Genomic DNA, 21,027 nt, shown 5'->3' on the forward strand with positions numbered 1-21,027 from the left:
AGGCGGCCGTCCGTCGGGCCGGGGTGGGTCAGAAATCGCCGTGCTGGATGCGGAGTTCGGGGAGGCGCTTCCTCAGGTCTTCGAGGCCGGCCTCCGTGACCTTCGTCCAGGTGATGCTGAGATATTCGAGCTTCGGAAGGACCATGAGATGCGCCAGGCCCAGGTCGGTGATCTTGTCGCCGGAGATGTAGAGCCGCCGAAGCTTGGGCAGCGACCGGAACATTGCAAGCGAGGCGTCGTCCAGCTTGTTGTAGTAGAGATTGAGGAGGTGCACCTCCTGCAGGCCCCGCAGGGCGGGCAGGCCGGCGCCGGTGATCTTGTTGTCGGGCAGGGAGAGGCTTTGGAGCCGCGTCAGCCCGCGGAGGTGGGCGAGCCCGGCGTCGGTGACGTTCGCCTTGACGACCTCGAGGACTTCCAGGTTCTTGAGGGCGGCGAGCTGCGCCATGCCGGCGTCGCCCAGGTCGGAATAGCCGATCAGGAGATGCTTGAGCTTGGGGACGTCCTTCAAGTGGGCCAGGCCGGCGGCGGTCACGGGCGTCGCGCCGATGTCGAGCTCGCTCAACTCGGGCAATCCCTGGAGGTGGGCGAGCCCGGCGTCCGTGACGTCGGTCGACGAGAGGTCGAGCGAGACGAGCCTGGGCATGCCCTTGAGCTGCGCGAGGCCGCCGTCGCCGATCGGGACGTACGACAGGTTCAATTCCTGGAGGCTCGGGAACGTCTTCAGCAGCGCGAGCCCGGCCCCGGTGATCGGCTCGCCGACGAAGCCCATGTCCTTCGACAGGACGAGCCGGCGCAGTTTGGGCAGCCCCTTCAGGGCGGCGAGGCCGGCGTCGCCGACGTCGGCCGTGACGAGGGTGAGGTTTTCCAGGTTCGCGAGCTTCTGGAGCGAGCGCAGGCCCGCGTCGGTCACGAGCGTCTGGTCGATGTTCAGGTCGGTCAGGCCGGCGAGGCGGCCGACGACCTGCAGCCCGGCGTCGGTCGTCGGCGTGCCGATGAGGTTGAGCTTCTTCAGGCCGGCCAGGCCCGCGAGGTTCTCGAGGCCGGCGTCGCCCACCCTCGTCTCCCGGAGCGAGATCGACTGCAGATTCTTCAGGCCCCGCAGGTGGACCATGCCCTGGTCGTCGATCGCCTGCCTGGACAGCTCGAGGGTGGTGATCGCGGCGAATCCGTCGAGGTCCATGCCCTGGAACCGGCCGGTGAGGGCCTGGAAGTATTCCAGGTCGGCGACGGTCGGGCGGGCCGCCGCCAGGGCGCGGGGCGTGGGCCTGGCGGGTTTCTTGACCGCGAGCGCGGGGGCGGCCGGGAAGCCGCCGGGCTGGCCGGTCGGCCTCGGGGCGGCGAGCGCCCCCGAATACGAGTAGAGGGCCTGCGCGACGCCGTGGCGGCCGTTCTTCTTCGTGAACCGGAAGAGCGAGGCGACCCAGCGCGAATGGCCGGCCGTGCGCAGCGAGTGGATGAAATAGTATCCCTGGGCGTCGCGGCGGACCTCCGACGACCGCGCCTCGGTCCCGTCCTTCCAGCCCCAGAGGTCGGCCGCGTTCGACCCCTCGCCCCAGCTGCTGCCGAGGTCGATCTTCGTCCCCGCCCAGTCGCCGGGCCCGAAACGCAGCCTGTACGACTCGAACTCGGGGACGTACCCCTCGTCGTTGGGCCCCAGCCGGCCGCTGAAGCCGAGGGCCGCGACGCCCTCCCTGGGGCTCGCCGGATTCCCCCCATAGGGGATCACGACGTTCGCGACGCCTTGGCGTCCGTCCCTCAGCGTATAGCGGAAGTTGGCGACCACCCAGTCGTCGGCTTCAGCCGTCGCCAGCGAGTAGATGAAGTAGAATCCGTCCTCGTCCGAGAGCGCGTCGGTCGCCTTGACGTTCAGGCCGTCGGGCCAGTTCCAGAGGTCTTCCGGCTTCTTGTCGCCCCAGGCGCTCGTGATGATGATCCGGGCGCCCGCCCAGTCGCCCGGCCCGAACCGCAGCTTGTACGACTCGAAGCCGGGGACGAAGCCCTCGTCTTGGGGGCCGACCTTCCCGCCGAAGCCGAACGACACGGCCGAACGCGGACCCGCCGCGGCCGCCGTCGTCGGCTCGGCCTTGACCGCCGCCTGGAAGGCCGACGCGACGGTACCGATCGAACAGGCCGCCGAGAAGGCCACGACGAACACCGCCGCGGCGAATCGAGCCTTCCTGCGCATCCTCGACCTCCCGACCGCCTGTCGCTTGCTGACGCGCCCATGCCTTCGCCCCTGGGAACCGGCCATGATAGCAAGCCGATCGGGCTCCGGACAAAGGAAAGCGGGACGGCGAGGCGCCGGCCCGGGGGGCTGCGACGGTTGATTTCGCCGCCTCCCGCCCTCACAATGGCGGACGGCCACGCAACTTGCACCTCGCGCCCAGCCGATCGGGGGTCGTTTCGCACATGGCGTCGTACAACGAGACGGATGACGGGTATGGGTACGACGCGCCGCCGCCGAGGCCGACGACCCCGCCGGTGAGGCGGGGGTTCGTGATGATCCTGGCGCTCCTGAGCCTGGCGGTGCTGGCGGTCTACGGCGTGCCGTTCGTGGCCGAGCGGGCCGGGCGGGCGTGGGAGGCGGGGCGGGCGCAGTCGGCGTCGGCGGCGCTGGCGAAGCTGGACGAGCAGGGGGCGGTGAGCCAGGCCTCGCGGCTCTTCCGGCTGGCGACGACGGCCGTCTCGCCGGCGGTCGTGAACGTCCGGTCGTTCCGCGGCAATCCCGGCGTCGGCCGCCACGGGCTGCAGCTCGGCGTCCCGCCCAGCCAGCGCGAGGGGGTCCGCAGCGAGCTGGGCTCGGGCGTGGTGATCGACGCGGCCGCCGGCTACATCGTCACCAACAACCACGTCATCCAGGACGCCGAGCAGATCGTCGTGCGCCTCGGCCCCCGCGACGACGTCCCGGCGCGGCTGGTCGGGGCCGACCCCAAGACCGACCTGGCGGTGCTGCAGGTCAAGACCCCGCTCAAGACCGCCGCGCAGTGGGGGGATTCGAACAAGCTGGACATCGGCGACTGGGTGCTGGCGATCGGCAGCCCCCTGGGCTTTGACCACTCGGTGACGGCGGGGATCGTCTCGGCGACCGAGCGGAACGACCTGCGGATCGCCGAGTACGAGTCGTTCATCCAGACCGACGCCGCGATCAACCCGGGCAACTCGGGGGGGCCGCTGGTCGACCTCTCGGGGCGGATCGTCGGCATCAACACGGCGATCATCACCCAGTCGGGCGGCTACGAGGGCATCGGCCTGGCGATCCCCTCGTCGCTGGCGAAGCGGATCGTCGACGCCCTGATCAAGGACGGCAAGGTGACCCGGGGCTTCCTGGGCGTGGCCATGCAGCCGCTCGACGGCGAGACCGCGCGGGCGCTGAAGCTCCCGGGGGGGGCCGGCGGCGTGGTCGTGGGTGGCGTGCTCCCCGACGGCCCGGCCGCCCGCGCCGACCTGCACCCCGGCGACGTCATCGTCTCGCTCGACGGCCGCCCCGTCCACGACCCGACCGGCCTGCGGTACGTCACGGCCGACCTGGGCGCGGGGGTCGACGTCCCGGTCGTCTACTACCGCGACGGCGCCGAGCGCACGGCGACCGTGAAGCTGACCGAATCGCCCACGAACCCCGAGATCGCCCCCCTGGGCTTCCGCGTCAAGGAGGCGAGCGCCCCGGAGGGGGACGGCAAGCCCCGGACGATCGTGGAGGTCGACCGCGTGGTCGCCGCCGGCCCCGCCTTCAACGCCGGCCTCCGGCCCGGGATGTGGATCGTCGCGGTCGGCAAGACGCCGGTCGAGTCGCTGATGCAGTTCCTCGCGCTGATCCGCAACTTCGACCTCGAACGCCAGCTCCCCCTCGTCGTCTTCTCCCAGGACGGCCGCGGCACGGGCCTCGTCATCCTCGGCCCCAAGGCCATGCAGGACCAGCCGCCGGGGCAGGCGGCGCCGGACGTCCCGCCGGCCCTCCCGCCGGTCGCCCCCACGCCCTGAGCCGGGCGGCCGAAGGCTCCTCGCCCGGGTTTGGCGCTGACAGGATCGCGGATCCGGCTAAAATCCCCGCCGAGTTCCTGTCGACGGCGACGGCCGGGCCATGGAGACGTGCGGCGGATGAGACGGCGATGGTGGGGGGCCTGGCTGCTGGCGGCGGTCGTCGCGACGACGGCGGCGGGCGGCTGCGCCTCGATCGTCGTCCATCAGCGGCCGATCGTCGGCCGGGAGACGCACGAGGTCGTCGAGACGACCTCGCAGGGGCCGGCGGGTAACCGCCGTGCGCACGCGCTGATCCGGACCGGGCTGGAGCTGGACCGGAAGCACCCGGCCTGGGCGATCACCTATTTCCGCGACGCGGCCCTGGAGGCCTTGCCCGCCCTCTCGGCGGCCGAGGGCTCGCCGGAGGCGGTCGACGGCCGCGCCACGTACCGCCGCGCGATCGAGTACCTGCTGGCCACGGCCGACCGCCGGGTGAAGTCCGAGCGGATCTCGTGGCGGGCGGCGATGGAGCAGTCGGGGACGGCCGTGGCGGGGCGGGTCGCCCTGTACGACGCCGCGCTCTGGCAGGAGGTCTTGCCGGCCCAGCAGTTCGAGGTGAAGGGCTTCCGGCGGACGATGGGGCAGGGCGGCGTCGGCGCGCCGGTCGTGATCCGCATGGCCCGCAGCGTCGAGAACCGCGTGAGGACGGTCGAGGGCGCCGTCGACCTGACCGACCCGTCGGAGAAGCACTTCCCGCTGCAGCTCTTCCGCTCGGCCTCGGCCGTCGTCCGCCCCGGCGGGCCGGGCGGCCCGAAGGCGGTCCTGGAGCTGCGCGACCCGGTGCGCGAGCCCGACATGACGTGGACCCGCGGCGACGGCCCGGCGCTCCCGCTGGCCTACGACATGACCATCGGCCTCGCCCGCCAGTTCCACGAGGGGAACCTCGACCTCATCGGCAGCCTCGGCGTCCTCTACCCCTCGGAGTACGACGGCCGGACGGGCCTCTTCATGATGGATCCGTACCAGCCCGGCAAGATCCCGGTCGTCTTCGTCCACGGCCTGATGTCCAGCCCCGGCGCCTGGTCCAACGCCCTGAACGAGCTTCGGGGCGACCCCGAGCTGCGCAAGAAGTACCAGTTCTGGATGTTCTTCTACTCCACAGGCAACCCGATCCTGACCTCGGCCGCCCGCCTGCGGTCGTCGTTGATCTCGATCCGCGACGAGTTCGACCCGATGGAGCGGGACCCGGCGCTCGACGACATGATCCTGATCGGCCACAGCATGGGGGGCGTTTTGACCCGGCTGATGGTCAGCGACAGCGAGAGCCGGCTCTGGCAGGCCGCGACGGCGAAGTCGCCGGACGACGTCGTGCTGGCCGACGAGCCCAAGCGGATGCTGATGGATTCGATGTTCTTCGCGCCCGTGCCGACCGTCAAGCGGGCCGTCTTCGTGGCGACGCCGCACCACGGCAGCCCCCTGGGGGACGCCTGGATCGGCCGGGTCGCCTCGCGGCTGATCCGCGTGCCGAAGGACGTCCTGGACGTCCAGGGGGCGCTGGCGAAGCTCAACGGCGGCGACGACGTCTCGTGGGACTTCAAGAACCGCCGCTACGCCACCAGCGTCGCGCAGCTCGGCCTGACCAATCCGGTCCTCCAGGCGGTCTCCACGCTGCCGATCCGCGAGGACCTGCCGTACCACTCGATCATCGGCTTCAACGGCAAGGAGCCGCTCCCCACCGGCGGCGACGGCGTCGTGCCGTACCTGAGCGCCCACATCGACGGCGCGATGACCGAGCTGATCGTCTCCAGCGGCCACACGGCGCAGGAGACCGAGCCCGCGATCGCCGAGATGCGCCGGATCCTGATCCTCCACCACAAGGAATACGCCGCCGACCGCCGCGCGATCGCCGCCGGCTCGCCGCCGACCCTCCACGCCGCCCGTCCCGACGGCCCCACCCCCCTCCGGTTCGACGAGGCCGCCGCCGACCCCCGGATCAAGGCCCAGGTCGCCCACGACCAGGAGCCCCTCGACCTCCGCCTGATCCGCTGACGCGGCCCCTCGGCACGCGGGCCGCTCGACTTGACGAAAAATCGCCGCCCGGGTACAAGCCCCCCGAATCCACGCCGTCCGCACGGTCGACGGCGCGCGCCCCGTGCGGACTTCGAGAAAGCGAGAATCCCGATGCGGACCCCGACCCGGCTGCGACTCGCCGCCCTTAGCGTCGTCCTCGGACTCACGCCGCTGACCGCGGCCCGGGCGCAGAAGCCGCCCGACGTCGTCGTCGGCCAGGCGAGCCAGGCGATGAGCGAGGTCACGCGCAACCCCAAGACGGGCATGCCCCGGCTGGTCATGCGCAAGGCCCAGGGGATCGCGATCATCCCGGGCATGTTCAAGGCCGGCTTCGTCATCGGCGCCCGGTTCGGCCGCGGCGTTCTGCTCGTCCGCCAGCCCGACGGCACCTGGAGCAACCCGGTCTTCATCCACCTGATGGGCGGCAGCTTCGGGTTCCAGGCCGGGGCGCAGAAAACCGACCTGATCCTGGTCTTCCAGACCCAGCGCGGGCTCGACCGCTTCATCAAAGGGCGCGACAAGCTGACCCTGGGCGTCGACGTCGGCGCGGCGGCCGGGCCGGTCGGCAAGCGGTTCGAGGCCGGCACCGACGTCGCCCTGAAGTCGGAGATCCTCTCGTACTCCAACAGCCGCGGCGTCTTCGCCGGCGTCTCGGCCGAGGGGGGCACGCTCCAGATCGACTGGCGGGCCAACATGAACTACTACGGCCGGCCGGTCTCCGTCGGCGAGATCCTCGCCATCAACAGCACGCTCCCCGTCCCCGTCGAGGCCGAGTCGCTCCAGGCCCTCCTCGCCGAGAAGACCGCCTCGCCCGTCCCGGTCGCCCCCGGCGAGGTGATCCAGGGCGAGACCATCATCCTCGAAGGCGACGACGTCGTCGCGCCCCGGACCACTCGCGCGACGCCCGCGCCCCGGACCCGCCCCCGCGTCGTCCGCCCCGAGCCGATCGTCGAGGACGGCGACCTCGACCCGCTCCCGAGCGCCAAGCCGGCCCCGCGGCCCTCGACCGACGCCAACGACGAGGACCTGCCGTCCGCCGTCCCCGACCCGCGTCCGGCGCGTCCCGAGAATCAGCCCCTGCCCAGGGTCGAGTCGAAGCCCAAGCCGAAGCCCAGCGCCGAGCCCGACGACATCGACCTGGACGACGTCCCGCCCCTCGACCCGCCCAAGCCCTGACCCGACCACCGCATGTCAAGCGAGGAGGCGACCGATGGGAGCCTGGGGACACGGCGGCTTCGAGAACGACGATGCAGCCGACTTCGTGGCCGACCTCCTGGCCGACCCGACGTGGAAGCCGGTTGCGGAGGCCCTGAACACCGTCCTAGACGCCGAGGACGACTGGCTCGAAGCGCCGACGGCGTCGGTCGCGATCGCCGCGGCCGAGGTCGTCGCCATCGCCCTCGGCAGGCCGGCGGCCGAACTCCCCGACGGGCTCCCCGACTGGATCTCGAGACGCGAGGCCCCGGAGCCGAAGCTCGTCGAGAAGGCCCGGCTCGCCATCGAGCGGATCCTCCAGGATTCGGAGTTGAAGGACCTCTGGGAGGAGACCCCGGACTCGGCGGCATGGCATGAAGAGATGGAGAGCCTGTCTCGCCGGGTGAGCGGGGCCGGCTCCTAGCTCCCGGGTCGCCGATGGAAGCGACTCGCGGGCCGGTCGATTCCCCGACGCCCGCCGATCCGGTATCCTGAGGCTCGCGATCGGCGAGGCGAGCAAGACCGGGGGACGACGATGAGCGAGCGCATCCTGCTGCGGACGGGCGAGGCGTTGGTGGAAGGGGCCGAGGACTACCTCTGCGCCGAGCCGGAGATCGTGATCGGCGAGTTCGACGGCCCCGTCGGCCAGGCGTTCGCGAACCTGATCGGCGACCAGGTGAAGGGGCACTCGCGGGTCTTCGCGATCCTCAACAGCGACGTCCAGGTCCGGCCCGCGACCATCATGGTCAGCAAGGTCACGGTCAAGAGCGCCGAGTACACGAACATCCTGATGGGCACCGTGCAGGCCGCGATCGCCCACGGCGTCCTCGACGCCGTCCGCTCGGGCGACATCCCCCGCGACAAGGTGAACGACCTGGGGATCATCTACTCGGTCTGGCTCGACCCCGCCGTGGTCGAGGTCGACGACCTCGACCACAAGGCCCTCTTCGACGTCCACCGCGAGGCCACCGCCAAGGTCATCCGCAAGGCCCTGCGCAACGAGCCGACGATCGACTGGCTCCTGGAGAACCAGGATCAGGTCGAGCACTACTTCCACAAGCTGGGCCTCGACGGCGAGCTCTGATCGCGTCGACCCGACCCTCGAATCTCAAGGCCGTCCCCACGTCACCCCGGAGCGGTCATGGAAAAAGATCCCCCGACGATCGACATCTTCCCGCGCACGGTCGCGGCCTGGCTGTCCGTCCGCGACAGCCAGCGGGCCGTCGCCTTCTACAAGGCGGCGTTCGACGCCGTGGAGTCCTTCCGCCTCGAAGACCCGGACGGCGCCCTGGTCGCCAGGCTCTCGATCGACGGCTCGGAATTCTGGGTGGGCGACGAGTCCCCCGAGCACGGCAACTTCAGCCCCGAGTCCCTCGGCGGCGGCACGGCGCGGATGATCCTGACCGTGCCCGACCCCGACGTCGTCTTCGCCCGGGCGCTGAAGGCCGGCGCCTCGGAAGTCCACCCCGTCCGCGAGGAACACGGCTGGCGTCTGGGACGCGTCGTCGACCCCTTCGGCCACCACTGGGAGATCGGCTGCCCGGCCTCGGCATCCTGACCGCGGTCACAACGAACGATTTCTCAGCCGTTCCAGCGTGGCGACGTCGTCGGCGAAGTCTTCCGGGGTCGGTCGATGGATCGGGATTTTCCGGCCCGTGAGTTCCTGCTCGAACTCGACGCGGCTCATTCCCGCCATCTTCGCGGCGGGCCAAAGATTCAACCTGCCGATGTCGAACAGGCGGCAGGCGATCTCGACGACGGCCTCACGTTCCGTCATGCCCGCCTGCTGCAGCGTCTCATCGGAGATCACGACGGGCATGGCCGGAACTCCCGTAGGCTGGGATCGGTGATTTCCCCTCCCGATCACCCCATCCTACATCTCCGGAATCGAGGCCGTCGAGCGATCGCGATTCATGCGATCACGCGCAGCTTCCGAAGGCAACGGGCCGCCTCGTCGCCCTTGCTGAAGCAGAAGGTCTGGCCGTTCCACGAACGCTGCTTCACTCACCACGAGGCAGCGGACTATCGCCGACTCGCAAGGAAGCGACGGGGGTTGCCGAAGCTGACGAAGGCGGGGAAAAGGGCGATCGGCGCCTATCCCTATTCCACTGCATCAGGTGGCGAGTCTTGAGCGTCGATGGCGGGTACAGGCCCCGGCTCAAGCAGGACCGTGGTCGAGGGCATCTGTTCGGCGATCCCGGGACGCTTCGGCATACGGGCACGGATGTCGTCGATCAGCTTTTGATGGGAGCGATTGGAGTGCCACCATCGGAAGAGCGAGATCAGCCCTTGGACGAGCAGCAGCCAGAAAGCAACGAGGTACGACGTGTAAATGCGGTTCGATTCAATGGTCGCCGTCTGAAGGGTGACGAGTATCGAAAGCGCTGTCGGCAGCATGGCGAGGGCGAAATTCAAGTGCAGCTGGCCTGTCGGTCCTTCCGCCAGGCGCTCGAATTCCGCCTCGGACAGCTCGTAAACCTTCAACTCGCCGAGCGGCGCGTAGACGACGATGGGGGGAGTAGGCCTAGGATTCTGATTCTTACGGGGCGGCATCCGTTACCTCGTCGCTCCTACGCCGCGATGGAGCCTCACGCCGGCTTTGACAGTCCCGCCATAGCCGCCTAGATCGACGGCCAGGTGCCATCGACCCTGGTGCGGGGGTGAGAGCCGCATGGGCGACTGTTTCGCCAGCCCGCCGTAATATTGGAAGGCCCGCCCGGCACAGTAGTTTTCGAAGTTGGCCGTGTCTAGCAGCATCACATTCGCCTGCCCGTCGAGCGTGACTTCAATCAGGTCGTCCGGGCCTACGTCGAACTCTTGGTGAAGGAAGTTCATGTCTCCCTCTCAAAGGCTGGAGGCTATGAGACGCCCCACATCCTCGGCGCATCAAACAAACCGGCTTTCCCGATTCTACAAGGTCATCCAGGATTCCTGCAGCCGATCTCTGCATCTCGGCTTTTGGATCGTACGCCGCATCTTCCGCCTTTATCCTCGGCTCCTTCATCCCAGAGGTTCGAGCCGCCCTCTCTCGGACGCCAGGGCCAGCGCGCACTTATAGGTAGATTCGGCGGAGTCTGGCGGCTTGCGCCGGATCGAGTCATCGGTTAGACCATCTCCAGGCGGCGTCACGGCGCGGGGGACGGGGGTCGGTCGATGGCGGATGCGAGCCGGTTCGGTATGGACGAGGTGGCGGCGTTCTTCCAGGACCTGGATGACCCGCGGTCGGAGATCAATCGCAAGCATCCGCTGGCCTCGGTGGTGGTGATCGCCCTGGTCGCGGTCCTGGCGGGGGCCTCCGGGCCGACGGCGATCGCGCGGTGGGCGGCGTTCAAGCGGGGTCTGCTCGAGTCGATCCTGCCGCTGCCGAACGGGGTGCCGTGCAAGGACGTCTTCCGGCGCGTGTTGATGGCCCTGCGGCCCGAGGCGTTCCAGCCGTGCTTCGCCGCCTGGCTGCGGTCGCTGCGCGACGAGGCCGCGGCCGAGACGGGCGTCGAGCGGCCCACGCTGGCGATCGACGGCAAGACCCTGCGTCGCAGCCACGACCGCAAGAACGGCCTGGGGGCGTTGCACTCGGTGACCGCCTGGGCGAGCGAGTACGGCCTGTCGCTGGGCCAGGTCGCTTGCGATGAGAAGTCGAACGAGATCGCTGCGATCCCCGAGTTGCTGAAGCTGATCGACGTCTCCGGCGGCGTCGTGACGATCGACGCGATGGGCTGCCAGAGGGAGGTCGCCGGGGCGGTCGTCGCCGCCGGCGGCGACTACGTGCTGGCGCTGAAGGGGAACCAGGGGACGCTGCATCGGGCGGCCGTCGCCCACGTCCTGGGGCGTTGGGACGAAGGGTTCGCGGGGGAGCCGGTCGGCCGCCTCCAGGTCGATGAGGCGGCCCACGGCCGTCGCGAGTCGCGGACGTACATCCAGCTCGAGGCCCCGAAGGACCTCCCCGGCTTCGAGGCGTGGCGGGGGCTGAGGTCGATCGGCGTGGCGATCTCCGAGGTCGTCCGCGAGGGAAAGACGGCGGAGGACGTCCGCTACTACATCAGCAGCCTGCCGGTCGAGCCCGACGCTAAGGCGTTCGCCCACGCGGTCCGCTCGCGCTGGGGGATCGAGAACGGCTGCCACTGGACCCTCGACGTGACCTTCCGCGAGGACGAGTCGCGAATCCGAGAGGAGCACCTGCGCCAGAACATGGCCTGGCTGAATCGCTTCTGCCTGTCCCTGCTCAAGCGGCACCCCGGGCGGGACAGCGTCGCCATGAAGCGACGCGGATGCGGATGGAGCGACGACTACTTGATGGAAGTCGTTAGAGGATCGACATGTTAGTGAGCGCTGGCCCTGCTCGGACGCCGATGACTGTCGCCGGCTGGAGACCCCGCCCGCCTGAACTTTCCGAATGTTAGCTCGAAAACCGCAGGCTCGCGGCGCTTCCGCCTCGCCGACTGGTACAGGAAACTCGAGAGGTTCCTTTCCAAGCGGGGTCCATTCATGCGAACCATGGAATGTCGTCAGGTGAGCACTCGCAGCTTCCGCAGCCTTCGGGCCGCCTCGTCGAGGGTCTCGTCGCGCTTGCAGAAGCAGAAGCGGACGTACGAGCGGCCCAGGGATTTGTCGCGGAAGAAGCTCGAACCGGGGACGGTCGCGACGCCGATCTCGCGGACCAGCTTGTCGGCGAAGGCGACGTCGTCGTCGACGCCGAACGGGCCGATGCCGGCCATGACGTAGTACGCCCCCTGGGGCGCTTCGAACTCGAAGCCGACCTCCCACAGGGCCTTGCAGAACCGGTCCCGGCGCGCCTGGTAGCCGGCGGCGAGGGCGTCGTAATAGTCGCGAGGCAGCCGGTAGGCGACCGCGCCGGCCTCCTGGAGCGGGGCCGCCGCGCCGATCGAGACGAAGTCGTGCATCTGCCGGAACGCCTTCGTCAGGTGCGGCGGGGCCAGGATCGTCCCCACCCGCCAGCCGGTGACGGAGTAGGTCTTCGACATCCCGCCGACCGTCACCGACCGCTCCCACATGCCGTCGAGGGCGGCCATGGCCACGTGCTCGCGGCCGTCGAAGAGGATGTGCTCGTAGATCTCGTCGGTGATCGCGATCACGTCCCACTTGCGGCAGAGGGCGGCGACGGCCTCCAGCTCGGCGCGGGTGAAGACGGCGCCGGTGGGGTTGTTGGGGTTGCACAGCACGACGGCCTTGGTGCGGTCGTTGAAGGCCGCGGCCAGCTCGTCGAGGTCGAACTTCCAGTCCGGCGGGCGGACGGGGACGAACCGCGGCGTCGCGCCGGCGATCATGCAGTCGGGCCAGTAGTTCTCGTAGAAGGGCTGGGTGAGGATCACCTCGTCGCCCGGGTTGATGATCGACAGCAGGGCCACCAGCATGGCCTCGGTGCTGCCGCAGGTGACGGTGATCTCGGACTCGGGGTCGACGGCCAGCCCCAGGTGCCAGGCGGCGTGCTCGGCGACGGCCTCGCGGAGGTCGTGCGCGCCCCAGGTGATCGCGTACTGGTTGACGTCGCCCTGGATGGCGCGGCAGGCGGCGTCCTTGAGGGCCTGCGGGGCGGGGAAGTCGGGCATCCCCTGGGCCAGGTTGACGGCGTTGTGACGCCGGGCCTCGATCGACATGCCGCGGATGACGCTGTCGGTGAACCGCGAGGCCTTCGCGGCGATCAACGGATGCTGCATCGTTCGACGTACCGGGTTCGGGTCGGGACCGCCGCCGCGGCGGGCTGGCGGCGGCGGCGGCGGTCCAGGTCGGATCCGAAAATCACTCGGGCTTGTGGGCGTCGTGGCAGGCCTTGCACGAGCCGCCGATGTTCTTGGCGGCGGTCTTGAAGCCGGCGACGTCCTTCTTGTCGACGGCCGTGCTCAGCGACTTGGACTCGTCGGCGAGGGCCTTGGTGAGCTTCGCCCACGAGGACTTGTCCCCCTTCGGGGCGTCGTTCTTGCCCAGGTCGGGGGCGTACTTGGAGAACGCCTCGGAAGCCGTCTTGACCTTGGTCCAGTCGGGCGAGTCGGTCTTGGACGCGGCCTTCAAGGTGTTGTTCGGCGAGGACTTGCCCGCGAACAGCTTCTTCATCACCACCTCGACGCTGGCCGTTTCGTCGGCCGCGGCGTCGACCCGCGCGGCCGACAGGCCGGCGGCGACGATCAGGGCGGCCAGGCTCGCACCGCAGATCAGGCTCTTCATGCAGAACTCCTCAATGAGGCCGTCGAGAATCAGGGCCTCCGACGCGGAGGCCCGACGTTGCGTCGTCGGAGAGCGCGGCCGGACCGCCACACGATCCGACCCGAATAGACTACCGGCAAGCCGGGGTGCGAGCCAGAACAGTCCGCCGCGACGTCCCGCCGACCCGTGCGCCGGGGTGCGGAGTGCGGCGGTTCCCGGACCCGGGTTTCTCGGCGGGCTCCGCGGCATGGCCCTTGCCTACCCGGGGATCCGGAAATACCCTCTCTTCATGACGGTCGCGCGGATCCGTCCCGCGGCGGGATCGAGGGCGGCCATACGAGATTCGATGCGGAACCCCGGGAGTCGACCCCATGCGCTGGCAAGGCGGGCGTGAGAGCGAAAATGTCGAGGATCGTCGCGGGATGTCGCCGGCCATGGTCGGCGGCGGGATCGGGACGCTGATCGTGATCCTCCTGGCCGCCTTCTTCGGGATCGATCCGCGGCCGCTGCTGCAGGTCTTCGGCGGCGGCCCCGGCGGCGGGGGCGGCGGCGCGGCCCAGAAGCAGGCGCGCGAGCTGTCGCCCGAGGAGAAGCAGCAGGGCCAGTTCGTCCGCACCCTGATGGGGATGACCGAGGACGTCTGGACCGAGCAGTTCGCCAAGCTGGGCCGGCGGTACGAGGAGCCGACGCTCGTCCTGTTCTCGGGCCAGGTCTCGACCCAGGGCTGCGGCGCGGCCAGCTCGAACGTCGGGCCGTTCTACTGCCCCGGCGATCAGAAGGTCTACATCGACCTGACCTTCTACGACGAGCTGAAGGACCGGTTCAAGGCCCCCGGCGAGTTCGCCCAGGCCTACGTGATCGCCCACGAGGTCGGCCACCACGTCCAGAACTTGCTGGGGATCAGCGAGAAGATCTCGCGGGCGCAGCAGCAGGTCGGCAAGGCCGAGGCCAACCAGCTCTCGGTCATGCTGGAGCTGCAGGCCGACTTCTTCGCGGGCGTGTGGGCCCACCACATCGAGAAGAAGCGGCACATCCTCGAGACCGGCGACATCGAGTCCGGCCTCAAGGCCGCGACGGCCATCGGCGACGACGCGCTCCAGAAGCAGGCCCAGGGCTACGCCGTCCCCGACTCGTTCACCCACGGCACGTCCGAGCAGCGGGTCCGCTGGTTCACCAAGGGCCTGCAGACCGGCGACGTCAACCAGGGCGACACCTTCAACGCGCCGAGCCTCTGACCCGAACCGGCGCAACCGCCCCAGCCGGCGCGACAGTCGCAATCGTCGCGCCGGAACCAACCCTCGCCCGACGCTCGACCGTCGCGTCGGCGCGGGCGATTGGGAGCGGACGAGGTCCTCCGGGGGCCGATAGAGAGGGCAGTTCGGGATCCGGCGACGGAGTTCGTCGGGTCCCTGTCGCGGCGTCGGGCCCCGGCCGGGTCGTCCGTCCGGGGGAGGATTCCCGCCGACCGTCGCCTCGCCTCTCGCGATCAAGGAGGATCGTCGCATGTCGACCTCGTCGAACCGTCCCCGTTCGCCGCGTCACACGTTCCGCCCGACGGCGACCGCCGACGCCCGGCTCGAAGAGCGGGTCGTCATGTCGGCGTCGCCGGTTTCGCTCCATCAATACCTCAGCCTCTCGCAGCGGCTGCTGGCGAACCCGTCGCCCCGCGTCGCCCGCGTCGTGGGCTTCCCGGCGTTCACCAAGGACGCCCCGGGGGTCTCCGAGAACCCGCGGACGATCCTCGCGCCGGTGATCCAGACGATCCGCGGCGGCCAGTCGGTCAACGTCGTCACCAACGACGGCTCCCGGTTCCGGATCCAGCTCGGCTACGTCTCGAACACCCAGCAGACCTCGGCCGCCGAGGGCTCGGCCGGCGCCTACGCCCAGGGATCCGGCTCGACGGCCCTCTCGATCGCCCAGCCGACCGAGACGCCCCAGCCCCAGGGGACGGTCCGCGTCTATCCCCGGCCCGACGGTTCGGTGGGGATCATCGTCGACGGCTCGACCTCGAACACCGAGCTGTCGATCAATCCGCTGCCGCGGTCGATCCGCAAGGGCTACGCCCACAGCTTCGCCTACGGCCAGGCCGACCAGAGCCGCGTCCTGGACGTCAGCTCGATCACGATCAACAGCGGCGCGATCGCCTCGATCCTGGGCTTCCACACCGCCGACCTGACCGGCCCCGTCGTGGTCAGCGGCACCCAGGCCATCGACCGGATCGCCTTCCGCTCGATCCAGCCGGGCGCGTCGATCACCACCGGCGGCGACCTCAACACCCTCGACGTCCTCCAGGGCGTCACGATCAGCGGCAGCGGCGACAACATCGCCATCGGCCGCGACCTGAACCTGCTGAACGTCGGCGGCGACCTGGTCCTGGAGAACGGGGCGAACTTCTTCGTGGCCCGCGACCTGGGCCTCGTCCCCCAGCCGCCCAAGGGGACGGGGACCGGCTCCAACGTGCTGACCCTGAACGTGCCCCTCGTCGGCACCCAGTCGACGACCCAGTTCCCGGCCGTCTCGGGATTCATCCAGGGCGACGTCATCGTCAATCCCGGCAGCCAGTTCGCGATCGGCCGGGCGATCGACAATCAGCTCCAGGTCAACGGTGACTTCATCGGGACGAGTCGGTTCAGCTTCCTGACGAACGGGATCACGCCCGTCGTGAACCCCGACGGCACGGTCACCCAGCCCGACGCCGTCAACGTCCTCGGCGCCAGGACGGCCTGAGCGGGGCCGCCCCGACCCGCCCGGCCTCAGGGCTTCGCGCCGGCCTCCAGGTAGGCCGGCGCGAGGTCCTTCTTGAACCCGCCGACGCCCGAGTTGTTGGGCTCGTAAGGCTCGACGAAGCCGGCCTTCACCCCCTCGGCGGGGATCTTCTCCTCGAGGCCGAGCGCCCAGAAGACGCCGTTGAGGGCGAGCTTCCGCATGGGCTCGGCCTTGAAGTCGAACGGGTGCCCGAGGGTCGTGAAGAAGACCCGCGCCGGCTTGCCGCTCGCGCCGGTGTAGGTCTTCGTCCAGGCGACGGGGTTGGTCTCGGGGAACCGGGCGAACTCCTTCGCGTGGCCCGACTTGAGCGCCTTGCCGGTCAGCAGCTTCGTGCATTCCCCCTCCAGCGAGTCGCCGCCGCCCTCGACGTGGTAGAGCCACGAGTAGGTCTCGAAGGGCGTCACCCCCCGCAGGACCGGGTGGCCGGCCTCGGACGGGTTGGGCGTGACGGCCGTCAGCATCTCCTTGCCGTCGCCGAAGTGACCGTGGTGGGTGATCCACCTCTGGCCGAAGATCTTGCGCTCCCAGGCCTCGTTCATCTCGGCCGCGTGGGGGCCGCCGTCGTACTTGAAGGCGTGGGTCGCGGTGCGGAGGCCCATCATCGGACGGCCGCTCTCGGCGTACTTCTTGATCCGGCCGAGCTGGTCGTCGGGCAGCTTGCGGAACCGCGTGAACATGACCACGAGGTCGGCGTCGTCGAGGGCTTCCAGGCCGACGATGTTCGCCAGCGCGTCGGGGTCGACCTTCCCCTTCTCGTCCATCGAGTAGCAGACCGAGACGCGGAAGCCGTGCGACTTCTCGAGGATCTTCGCCAGCATCGGCAGCGACTCCTCGCTGCGATACTCCTCGTCGCCCGAGATGAAGACGACGTGGGGCGCCTTCGCCGGCCCCTCGCCGGCCCGCGCCGCGAGGGTCAGGGAGAGGAGCAGGCAGGCCGGGCTGATCCAGCGGGCGAAGGCGCGCGTCATGGGTGGGACCTCGGGGAAGGGGGCCGTTTCCGCCGTTATAAGGGCGGCGGGCCCGCCGTGCAACGGCCCGGGATCGGGTCGCCGCGCCGGCTCAGGCCTGGTCGGCGTGCTCGTGGGGGTGCGGGAACGGCTCAAGATGGACGAGGACGTCGCGGACGATCGGGAAGCGTTCGAGGAGCTGGTCCTTCACCCGGTGGCTGATCCGGTGCCCCTCGTCCACGGTCAGCGCGGCCGAGACCTGGACGTGGATGTCGACCAGGTACTCCAGGCCCGTCTTGCGGACCCAGAGCTTGTCGACCTTGCGGACCTGCGGCACGCCCACGGCGGCGTCGCGGATCGCCTCGACGAACTCCGAATCGGCCTGGGCGTCCATCAGCTCCTGGCCGCTGGACAGCAAAAGACGGGTCGCCGAGTTGAGGATCACCGCCACCACGACCATGCCCGCCACGCCGTCGAGGAACGCGTAGCGGGGCCCGAGGATCCGCACGAGCGCCAGGCTGATGAGCACGGCCAGGGCGCTGAGGGCGTCGGAGCGGTGGTCCCAGGCGTTGGCGGTCAGGGCGCTGGAGCCCAGCCGACGGCCGAGGCGGATCTTGAACTGGTAGAGCGCCTCCTTGATCAGCACGTTCACGCCGGCGATCAGGAGGGTCCAGAGCGGCGGGGTCTCCGTGGTCGGCTCGGGCGGGAAGGATCGGAGCGTGTTCCAGCCGACGATCAGGGCCGAGACGATCACCAGGACCGCGACGTTCGACCCCGCGATGGCCTCGGCCCGGGTGTGGCCGTAGGGGTGTTCGGCGTCCGCCGGCTTCTGGGCCACCCGGAAGGCGAGCAGGATGGCGGACGAGGTGAAGACGTCCCCCAGCGAGTTGACCGCGTCCGAGACCATCGCCAGCGACCCGCCGACGATCCCCCCGAACAGCTTCGCCCCGCCCAGCGCGAGGTTGACCACCAGCCCCAGCAGCGTCGCGCGCACGGCCTCGTGGTAGAGGTTCCGCTTGACCGATTCCCAGGTCCGACCGCCCATGCGCCGAAGTCCACCGCCGCGATTGACGGCGCATCCGCCCCCGGCGACCCCTATCATAGCTGCGGAGCTCAGGTCTGCAACCGGCCGGCGGTCGTCCTCACGCACCCGCGTCGAGGTCCCATACCGCGGCCAGCGGCTCGAATCCGCCGTCGGCCCATCGGAACAGGCCCCGGGGGCCGAGGTCGACGACGAGCGCTCCGACGAGGTCGACCATGATCTCGCGCGGATCGTCCGAATCCAGCTTGGTCAGGACGGCGTCCCGATCCCGCCGCCAGAGTCCGTACGGCCCGAAGTCGAGATAGAGCGAACCGTCGGGTGAGGCCGCAAGCGCCTGCGGATTCCCGGAGTTGAGCTGGCGGAAGCCCGAGCCGTCGCGCCAGTCCCAGAGCCCGTATACCCCATAGTCGACGTACAGGACTCCGCCTGGGCCCCCGGCGAGGCCCTCGGGATTCGCCGCGTTGAGCTGGCGGAAGCCATAGCCCTCGCGCCACCGCCAGAGCCCGTAAGGGCCGTAGTCGATGAAGAGGGTCCCGTCCGGGCCGAACGCCAGGCCCTCCGGATCCGCGGCGTTGATCGGCCGGATCCAACCGTTCCCGATCCAGAGCCCGAACGATCCGTAGTCGACTGCGAGCGAGCCGCCGGGCCCGGCGGCGATCGTCTGGGGGTCGGCGTCGTTGAGCTTGCGGTACGCGCCCTCCGACCAGAACCACAGCCCGCGCGGGCCGAAATCGAGGAACAGCGTCCCGTCCGCCGAGGCGGCTATGGCCTCGGGGTCGTCGGTGTTGATCTGATGGAAGCCGGCGGCCGACCAGGTCCACACGCCCCGCCCCTCGCCTTCGAGGTAGAGCGCCGGCGACTCGGGAGGCGGGCCTTCTCCGGGTTCGACGACCGTGAAGTAGACGGTCGCGACATTGGAGGCGAGGTCGCCGTCGTGGACCTGATAGGTGAACGAGTCGGTCCCCACGAACCCCGCGCTCGGCGTGTAACGGAACTCTCCCTGGTAGCCCGTGGAGATGCTGCCGTGCCGTAGATCCGAGACCGTCCCCATCGTCACGAATCCGCTCCCGACGCGGGCGAAGTCGTTGGCGAGCAGGCCGATCCTGGGTCCTGGCGTGGGCCAGACGGTCAGCACGCCGCCGGCCTCGACGCGGTACATATCGTCGACGGCGATCGGGATCATGTCGGGCGTATCTACGAACTTCGCGACGAAGGCGGCGGACCGGCCGATCGAGGTCAGGACACGGGAGCCCGTCGGGCTCGGGTCGACGTCGACGGCCCCCTCGAAGCGGCCGAGGACGAAGCTCTTGAAATTCAACGTCGGCAGGCCGACGCCCCATGAAGCCCCGTCCCCTCCCATGGACCGGGCGAGCTCGACCTTCCCCGAGGGCTCCAGGCACCACAGGAACGCACTGCCGCGGCCGGCGTCGCGGAGCGTGCGGACGCCCGCCCCGGGGTCGAAGTCGACGTCGCCGGTGAATCCTCCCGTCGCCCAGACGCTCAAGACGTGGGCCGTGATCGCCTCGACCGCGTCGTCGCCCTGGCCGCCCGCGGCGGCGACCCAGTCGAGAGCGTCGGTCGACTCGTCATAGCGCGCGAGGAACCCGTCGGCCCCCCCCGCGGAGGTGCGGATCCCCGCGCCGTCGGGGCCGCCGAAATCCACCCGGCCTTCGAATGCGCCGGAAATGTAGTAGTAACTGGGCCGCGGCGGCGTCGTGTAGCGGTAGTCGATCTCGGCCAGGTCCGTGGGCCGGTCGTCGCCGGGTCCGCCGAAGGTCCGGAGGGTCCGGGGATCGCCGACCCCCCAGAAGGTGACGACGAAGCCGTCGCGACCGCCGGCGCTGGTCCGCAGCATGGGCCCTTCGGAGATCCACCTGAGGTCGATACCGTCTCCGAAGCTGAGGTCGGCCGTCCCCTCGAACGTGCCCAGGATCCTCGACTCGCTCGCGGCCACGGCCCCGTCGTCCCCGGGACCGCCGGCGCGGGCGGCCGACGAGTACCACCATGAGCCGTCCCGGGCCAGGTCGACGTAGAAGACGTCCGCCCCCCCCGCCGACGTCATCGTTCGCGGCGAGCCGGCCAACCGGAGGCCGGGGTCGAAGTTGGCGGTCCCGCGGAACGACCCGACGACGAACAGGTGGTCCCACGCCAGGGCGAGCCCCGTCGCTTCGTCGTCGCCGGGCCCCCCGAAGCCGCGGGCCCAGTGGAGCGAGCCGTCGGCGACGGCGAATTGCGCCAGGAAGGCGTCGGTCCCCCCCTCGCTCGTCAGGAGGGTCGTCCCGTAACCCGGTCCGAACTCCACCGACCCCGAGAAGGCCCCGACGACGACGATGTACTGCTGATTGAGGCCGAAATGCCGGTCATCCAACTTGACGTCGTTGATCCGATCGTCCCCCGGTCCACCGAAAGACCGGGCCCAGCGCAGCCTCCCCATGCGGTCGTACGAGGCGAGGAAGGCGTCCTCGCCCCCCGCGCTCGTCAGCGCGAACACGCCTTCGCCCGGATCGAAGTCGATGGTCCCGGTGAACGAGCCCACGACCCACGGCCCGTCGGTGCCGGCGGCCTCCCGAATGGTGACGGCGCCCTGGCCGCCGAGCGCGAACCCCGACTCGAAGTCGGCGACCGTGGACAGAACGGTTCGGTCCTCCAGCACCTCGAATACGGGCGGGCGCGACGGGCGGCGGCGCGGCTTCACGACGGCGAACGGGGCCTTGTAGAGCATCGCAGTCTCTTCGGAAAGAGTCCGCCCCGGGTCTGCCCCGCGTCGTCGCCGGGCTCTATACCGGGGTTGCGCCGCGTCCTCCCTCTCGTCGGGCCGGGAGGCGCTTCGCTCCTACCCAGGCTATAAGCCCTCGTCCATTGATTCAAGATTGCGCCCGCGTATCCTCGCGATCG

At 70.0% G+C, this 21,027-nt stretch carries 18 protein-coding genes; 9 read left to right on the forward strand and 9 right to left on the reverse strand.

Translation table 11 applies throughout. From position 1 onward, the window contains the following. Positions 1–28: 28 nt before the first annotated feature. Positions 29–2,185: a leucine-rich repeat domain-containing protein gene (locus PZE19_RS26050; RefSeq protein WP_277863527.1), complete on the reverse strand. Its 2,157-nt coding sequence runs from the start codon at positions 2,183–2,185 to the stop codon at positions 29–31. A 224-nt stretch (positions 2,186–2,409) separates the two neighbouring features. On the opposite strand from PZE19_RS26050, the gene PZE19_RS26055 reads away from it, so the two are divergent. The 6 genes from PZE19_RS26055 to PZE19_RS26080 all read left to right on the forward strand — a co-directional run bounded on the left by PZE19_RS26055 (position 2,410) and on the right by PZE19_RS26080 (position 8,779). Further along, positions 2,410–3,978 (forward strand): trypsin-like peptidase domain-containing protein, encoded by a 1,569-nt coding sequence (locus tag PZE19_RS26055; protein WP_277863528.1) that lies wholly within the window; start codon positions 2,410–2,412, stop codon positions 3,976–3,978. 117 nt (positions 3,979–4,095) lie between these two features. Next, the gene (locus tag PZE19_RS26060; protein WP_277863529.1) at positions 4,096–6,006 is read left to right on the forward strand and encodes an esterase/lipase family protein; all 1,911 of its coding nucleotides are present in this window, start codon (positions 4,096–4,098) and stop codon (positions 6,004–6,006) included. A 132-nt stretch (positions 6,007–6,138) separates the two neighbouring features. Continuing rightward, entirely contained in the window at positions 6,139–7,203 is a 1,065-nt protein-coding gene (locus tag PZE19_RS26065) for a lipid-binding SYLF domain-containing protein (protein ID WP_277863530.1), read from the forward strand. 34 nt (positions 7,204–7,237) lie between these two features. Further along, positions 7,238–7,645 (forward strand): DUF4259 domain-containing protein, encoded by a 408-nt coding sequence (locus PZE19_RS26070; RefSeq protein WP_277863531.1) that lies wholly within the window; start codon positions 7,238–7,240, stop codon positions 7,643–7,645. A gap of 111 nt (positions 7,646–7,756) precedes the next feature. Then, a complete protein-coding gene (gene fae, locus PZE19_RS26075; protein ID WP_277863532.1) occupies positions 7,757–8,305 on the forward strand; it encodes a formaldehyde-activating enzyme in 549 nt (182 codons plus the stop codon). Positions 8,306–8,362: 57 nt separating this feature from the next. Then, positions 8,363–8,779: a VOC family protein gene (locus tag PZE19_RS26080; protein ID WP_277863533.1), complete on the forward strand. Its 417-nt coding sequence runs from the start codon at positions 8,363–8,365 to the stop codon at positions 8,777–8,779. A 6-nt stretch (positions 8,780–8,785) separates the two neighbouring features. Here the strand turns inward: PZE19_RS26080 and PZE19_RS26085 are convergent, their stop codons facing one another. The 3 genes from PZE19_RS26085 to PZE19_RS26095 all read right to left on the reverse strand — a co-directional run bounded on the left by PZE19_RS26085 (position 8,786) and on the right by PZE19_RS26095 (position 10,056). Next, on the reverse strand, positions 8,786–9,040 hold the full coding sequence (locus tag PZE19_RS26085; protein ID WP_277863534.1) for a UPF0175 family protein: 255 nt from the start codon (positions 9,038–9,040) through the stop codon (positions 8,786–8,788). Between the two features lie 281 nt (positions 9,041–9,321). After that, entirely contained in the window at positions 9,322–9,774 is a 453-nt protein-coding gene (locus tag PZE19_RS26090; RefSeq protein WP_277863535.1) for a DUF443 domain-containing protein, read from the reverse strand. A 3-nt stretch (positions 9,775–9,777) separates the two neighbouring features. Continuing rightward, entirely contained in the window at positions 9,778–10,056 is a 279-nt protein-coding gene (locus PZE19_RS26095; protein ID WP_277863536.1) for a DUF1883 domain-containing protein, read from the reverse strand. A 318-nt stretch (positions 10,057–10,374) separates the two neighbouring features. On the opposite strand from PZE19_RS26095, the gene PZE19_RS26100 reads away from it, so the two are divergent. Then, on the forward strand, positions 10,375–11,541 hold the full coding sequence (locus PZE19_RS26100) for an ISAs1 family transposase (RefSeq protein WP_277862715.1): 1,167 nt from the start codon (positions 10,375–10,377) through the stop codon (positions 11,539–11,541). Positions 11,542–11,723: 182 nt separating this feature from the next. Here PZE19_RS26100 and PZE19_RS26105 read toward each other — a convergent pair whose 3' ends face one another. After that, positions 11,724–12,893, reverse strand: coding sequence for a pyridoxal phosphate-dependent aminotransferase (locus PZE19_RS26105; protein ID WP_277863537.1), 1,170 nt, complete (start codon positions 12,891–12,893; stop codon positions 11,724–11,726). An 82-nt stretch (positions 12,894–12,975) separates the two neighbouring features. Further along, a complete protein-coding gene (locus PZE19_RS26110; protein ID WP_277863538.1) occupies positions 12,976–13,398 on the reverse strand; it encodes a cytochrome c in 423 nt (140 codons plus the stop codon). Between the two features lie 350 nt (positions 13,399–13,748). Between PZE19_RS26110 and ypfJ the strand changes: the two genes are divergently transcribed. Both ypfJ and PZE19_RS26120 read left to right on the forward strand, forming a co-directional pair. Beyond that, complete coding sequence (gene ypfJ / locus PZE19_RS26115; protein WP_277863539.1) at positions 13,749–14,612, forward strand: KPN_02809 family neutral zinc metallopeptidase; 864 nt, start codon at positions 13,749–13,751, stop codon at positions 14,610–14,612. A gap of 268 nt (positions 14,613–14,880) precedes the next feature. Next, positions 14,881–16,104: a hypothetical protein gene (locus tag PZE19_RS26120; protein ID WP_277863540.1), complete on the forward strand. Its 1,224-nt coding sequence runs from the start codon at positions 14,881–14,883 to the stop codon at positions 16,102–16,104. 26 nt (positions 16,105–16,130) lie between these two features. Here the strand turns inward: PZE19_RS26120 and PZE19_RS26125 are convergent, their stop codons facing one another. The 3 genes from PZE19_RS26125 to PZE19_RS26135 form a co-directional block, all read right to left on the reverse strand. Further along, complete coding sequence (locus tag PZE19_RS26125; RefSeq protein WP_277863541.1) at positions 16,131–17,111, reverse strand: ThuA domain-containing protein; 981 nt, start codon at positions 17,109–17,111, stop codon at positions 16,131–16,133. 91 nt (positions 17,112–17,202) lie between these two features. Further along, complete coding sequence (locus tag PZE19_RS26130) at positions 17,203–18,135, reverse strand: cation diffusion facilitator family transporter (protein ID WP_277863542.1); 933 nt, start codon at positions 18,133–18,135, stop codon at positions 17,203–17,205. Positions 18,136–18,232: 97 nt separating this feature from the next. Then, positions 18,233–20,854, reverse strand: a complete 2,622-nt coding sequence (locus PZE19_RS26135) for an Ig-like domain-containing protein (protein ID WP_277863543.1) — start codon at positions 20,852–20,854, stop codon at positions 18,233–18,235. Positions 20,855–21,027: the final 173 nt, after the last annotated feature.

Origin of the sequence: Paludisphaera mucosa (assembly GCF_029589435.1) — a bacterium.
Taxonomy (GTDB): Bacteria; Planctomycetota; Planctomycetia; order Isosphaerales; family Isosphaeraceae; genus Paludisphaera; species Paludisphaera mucosa.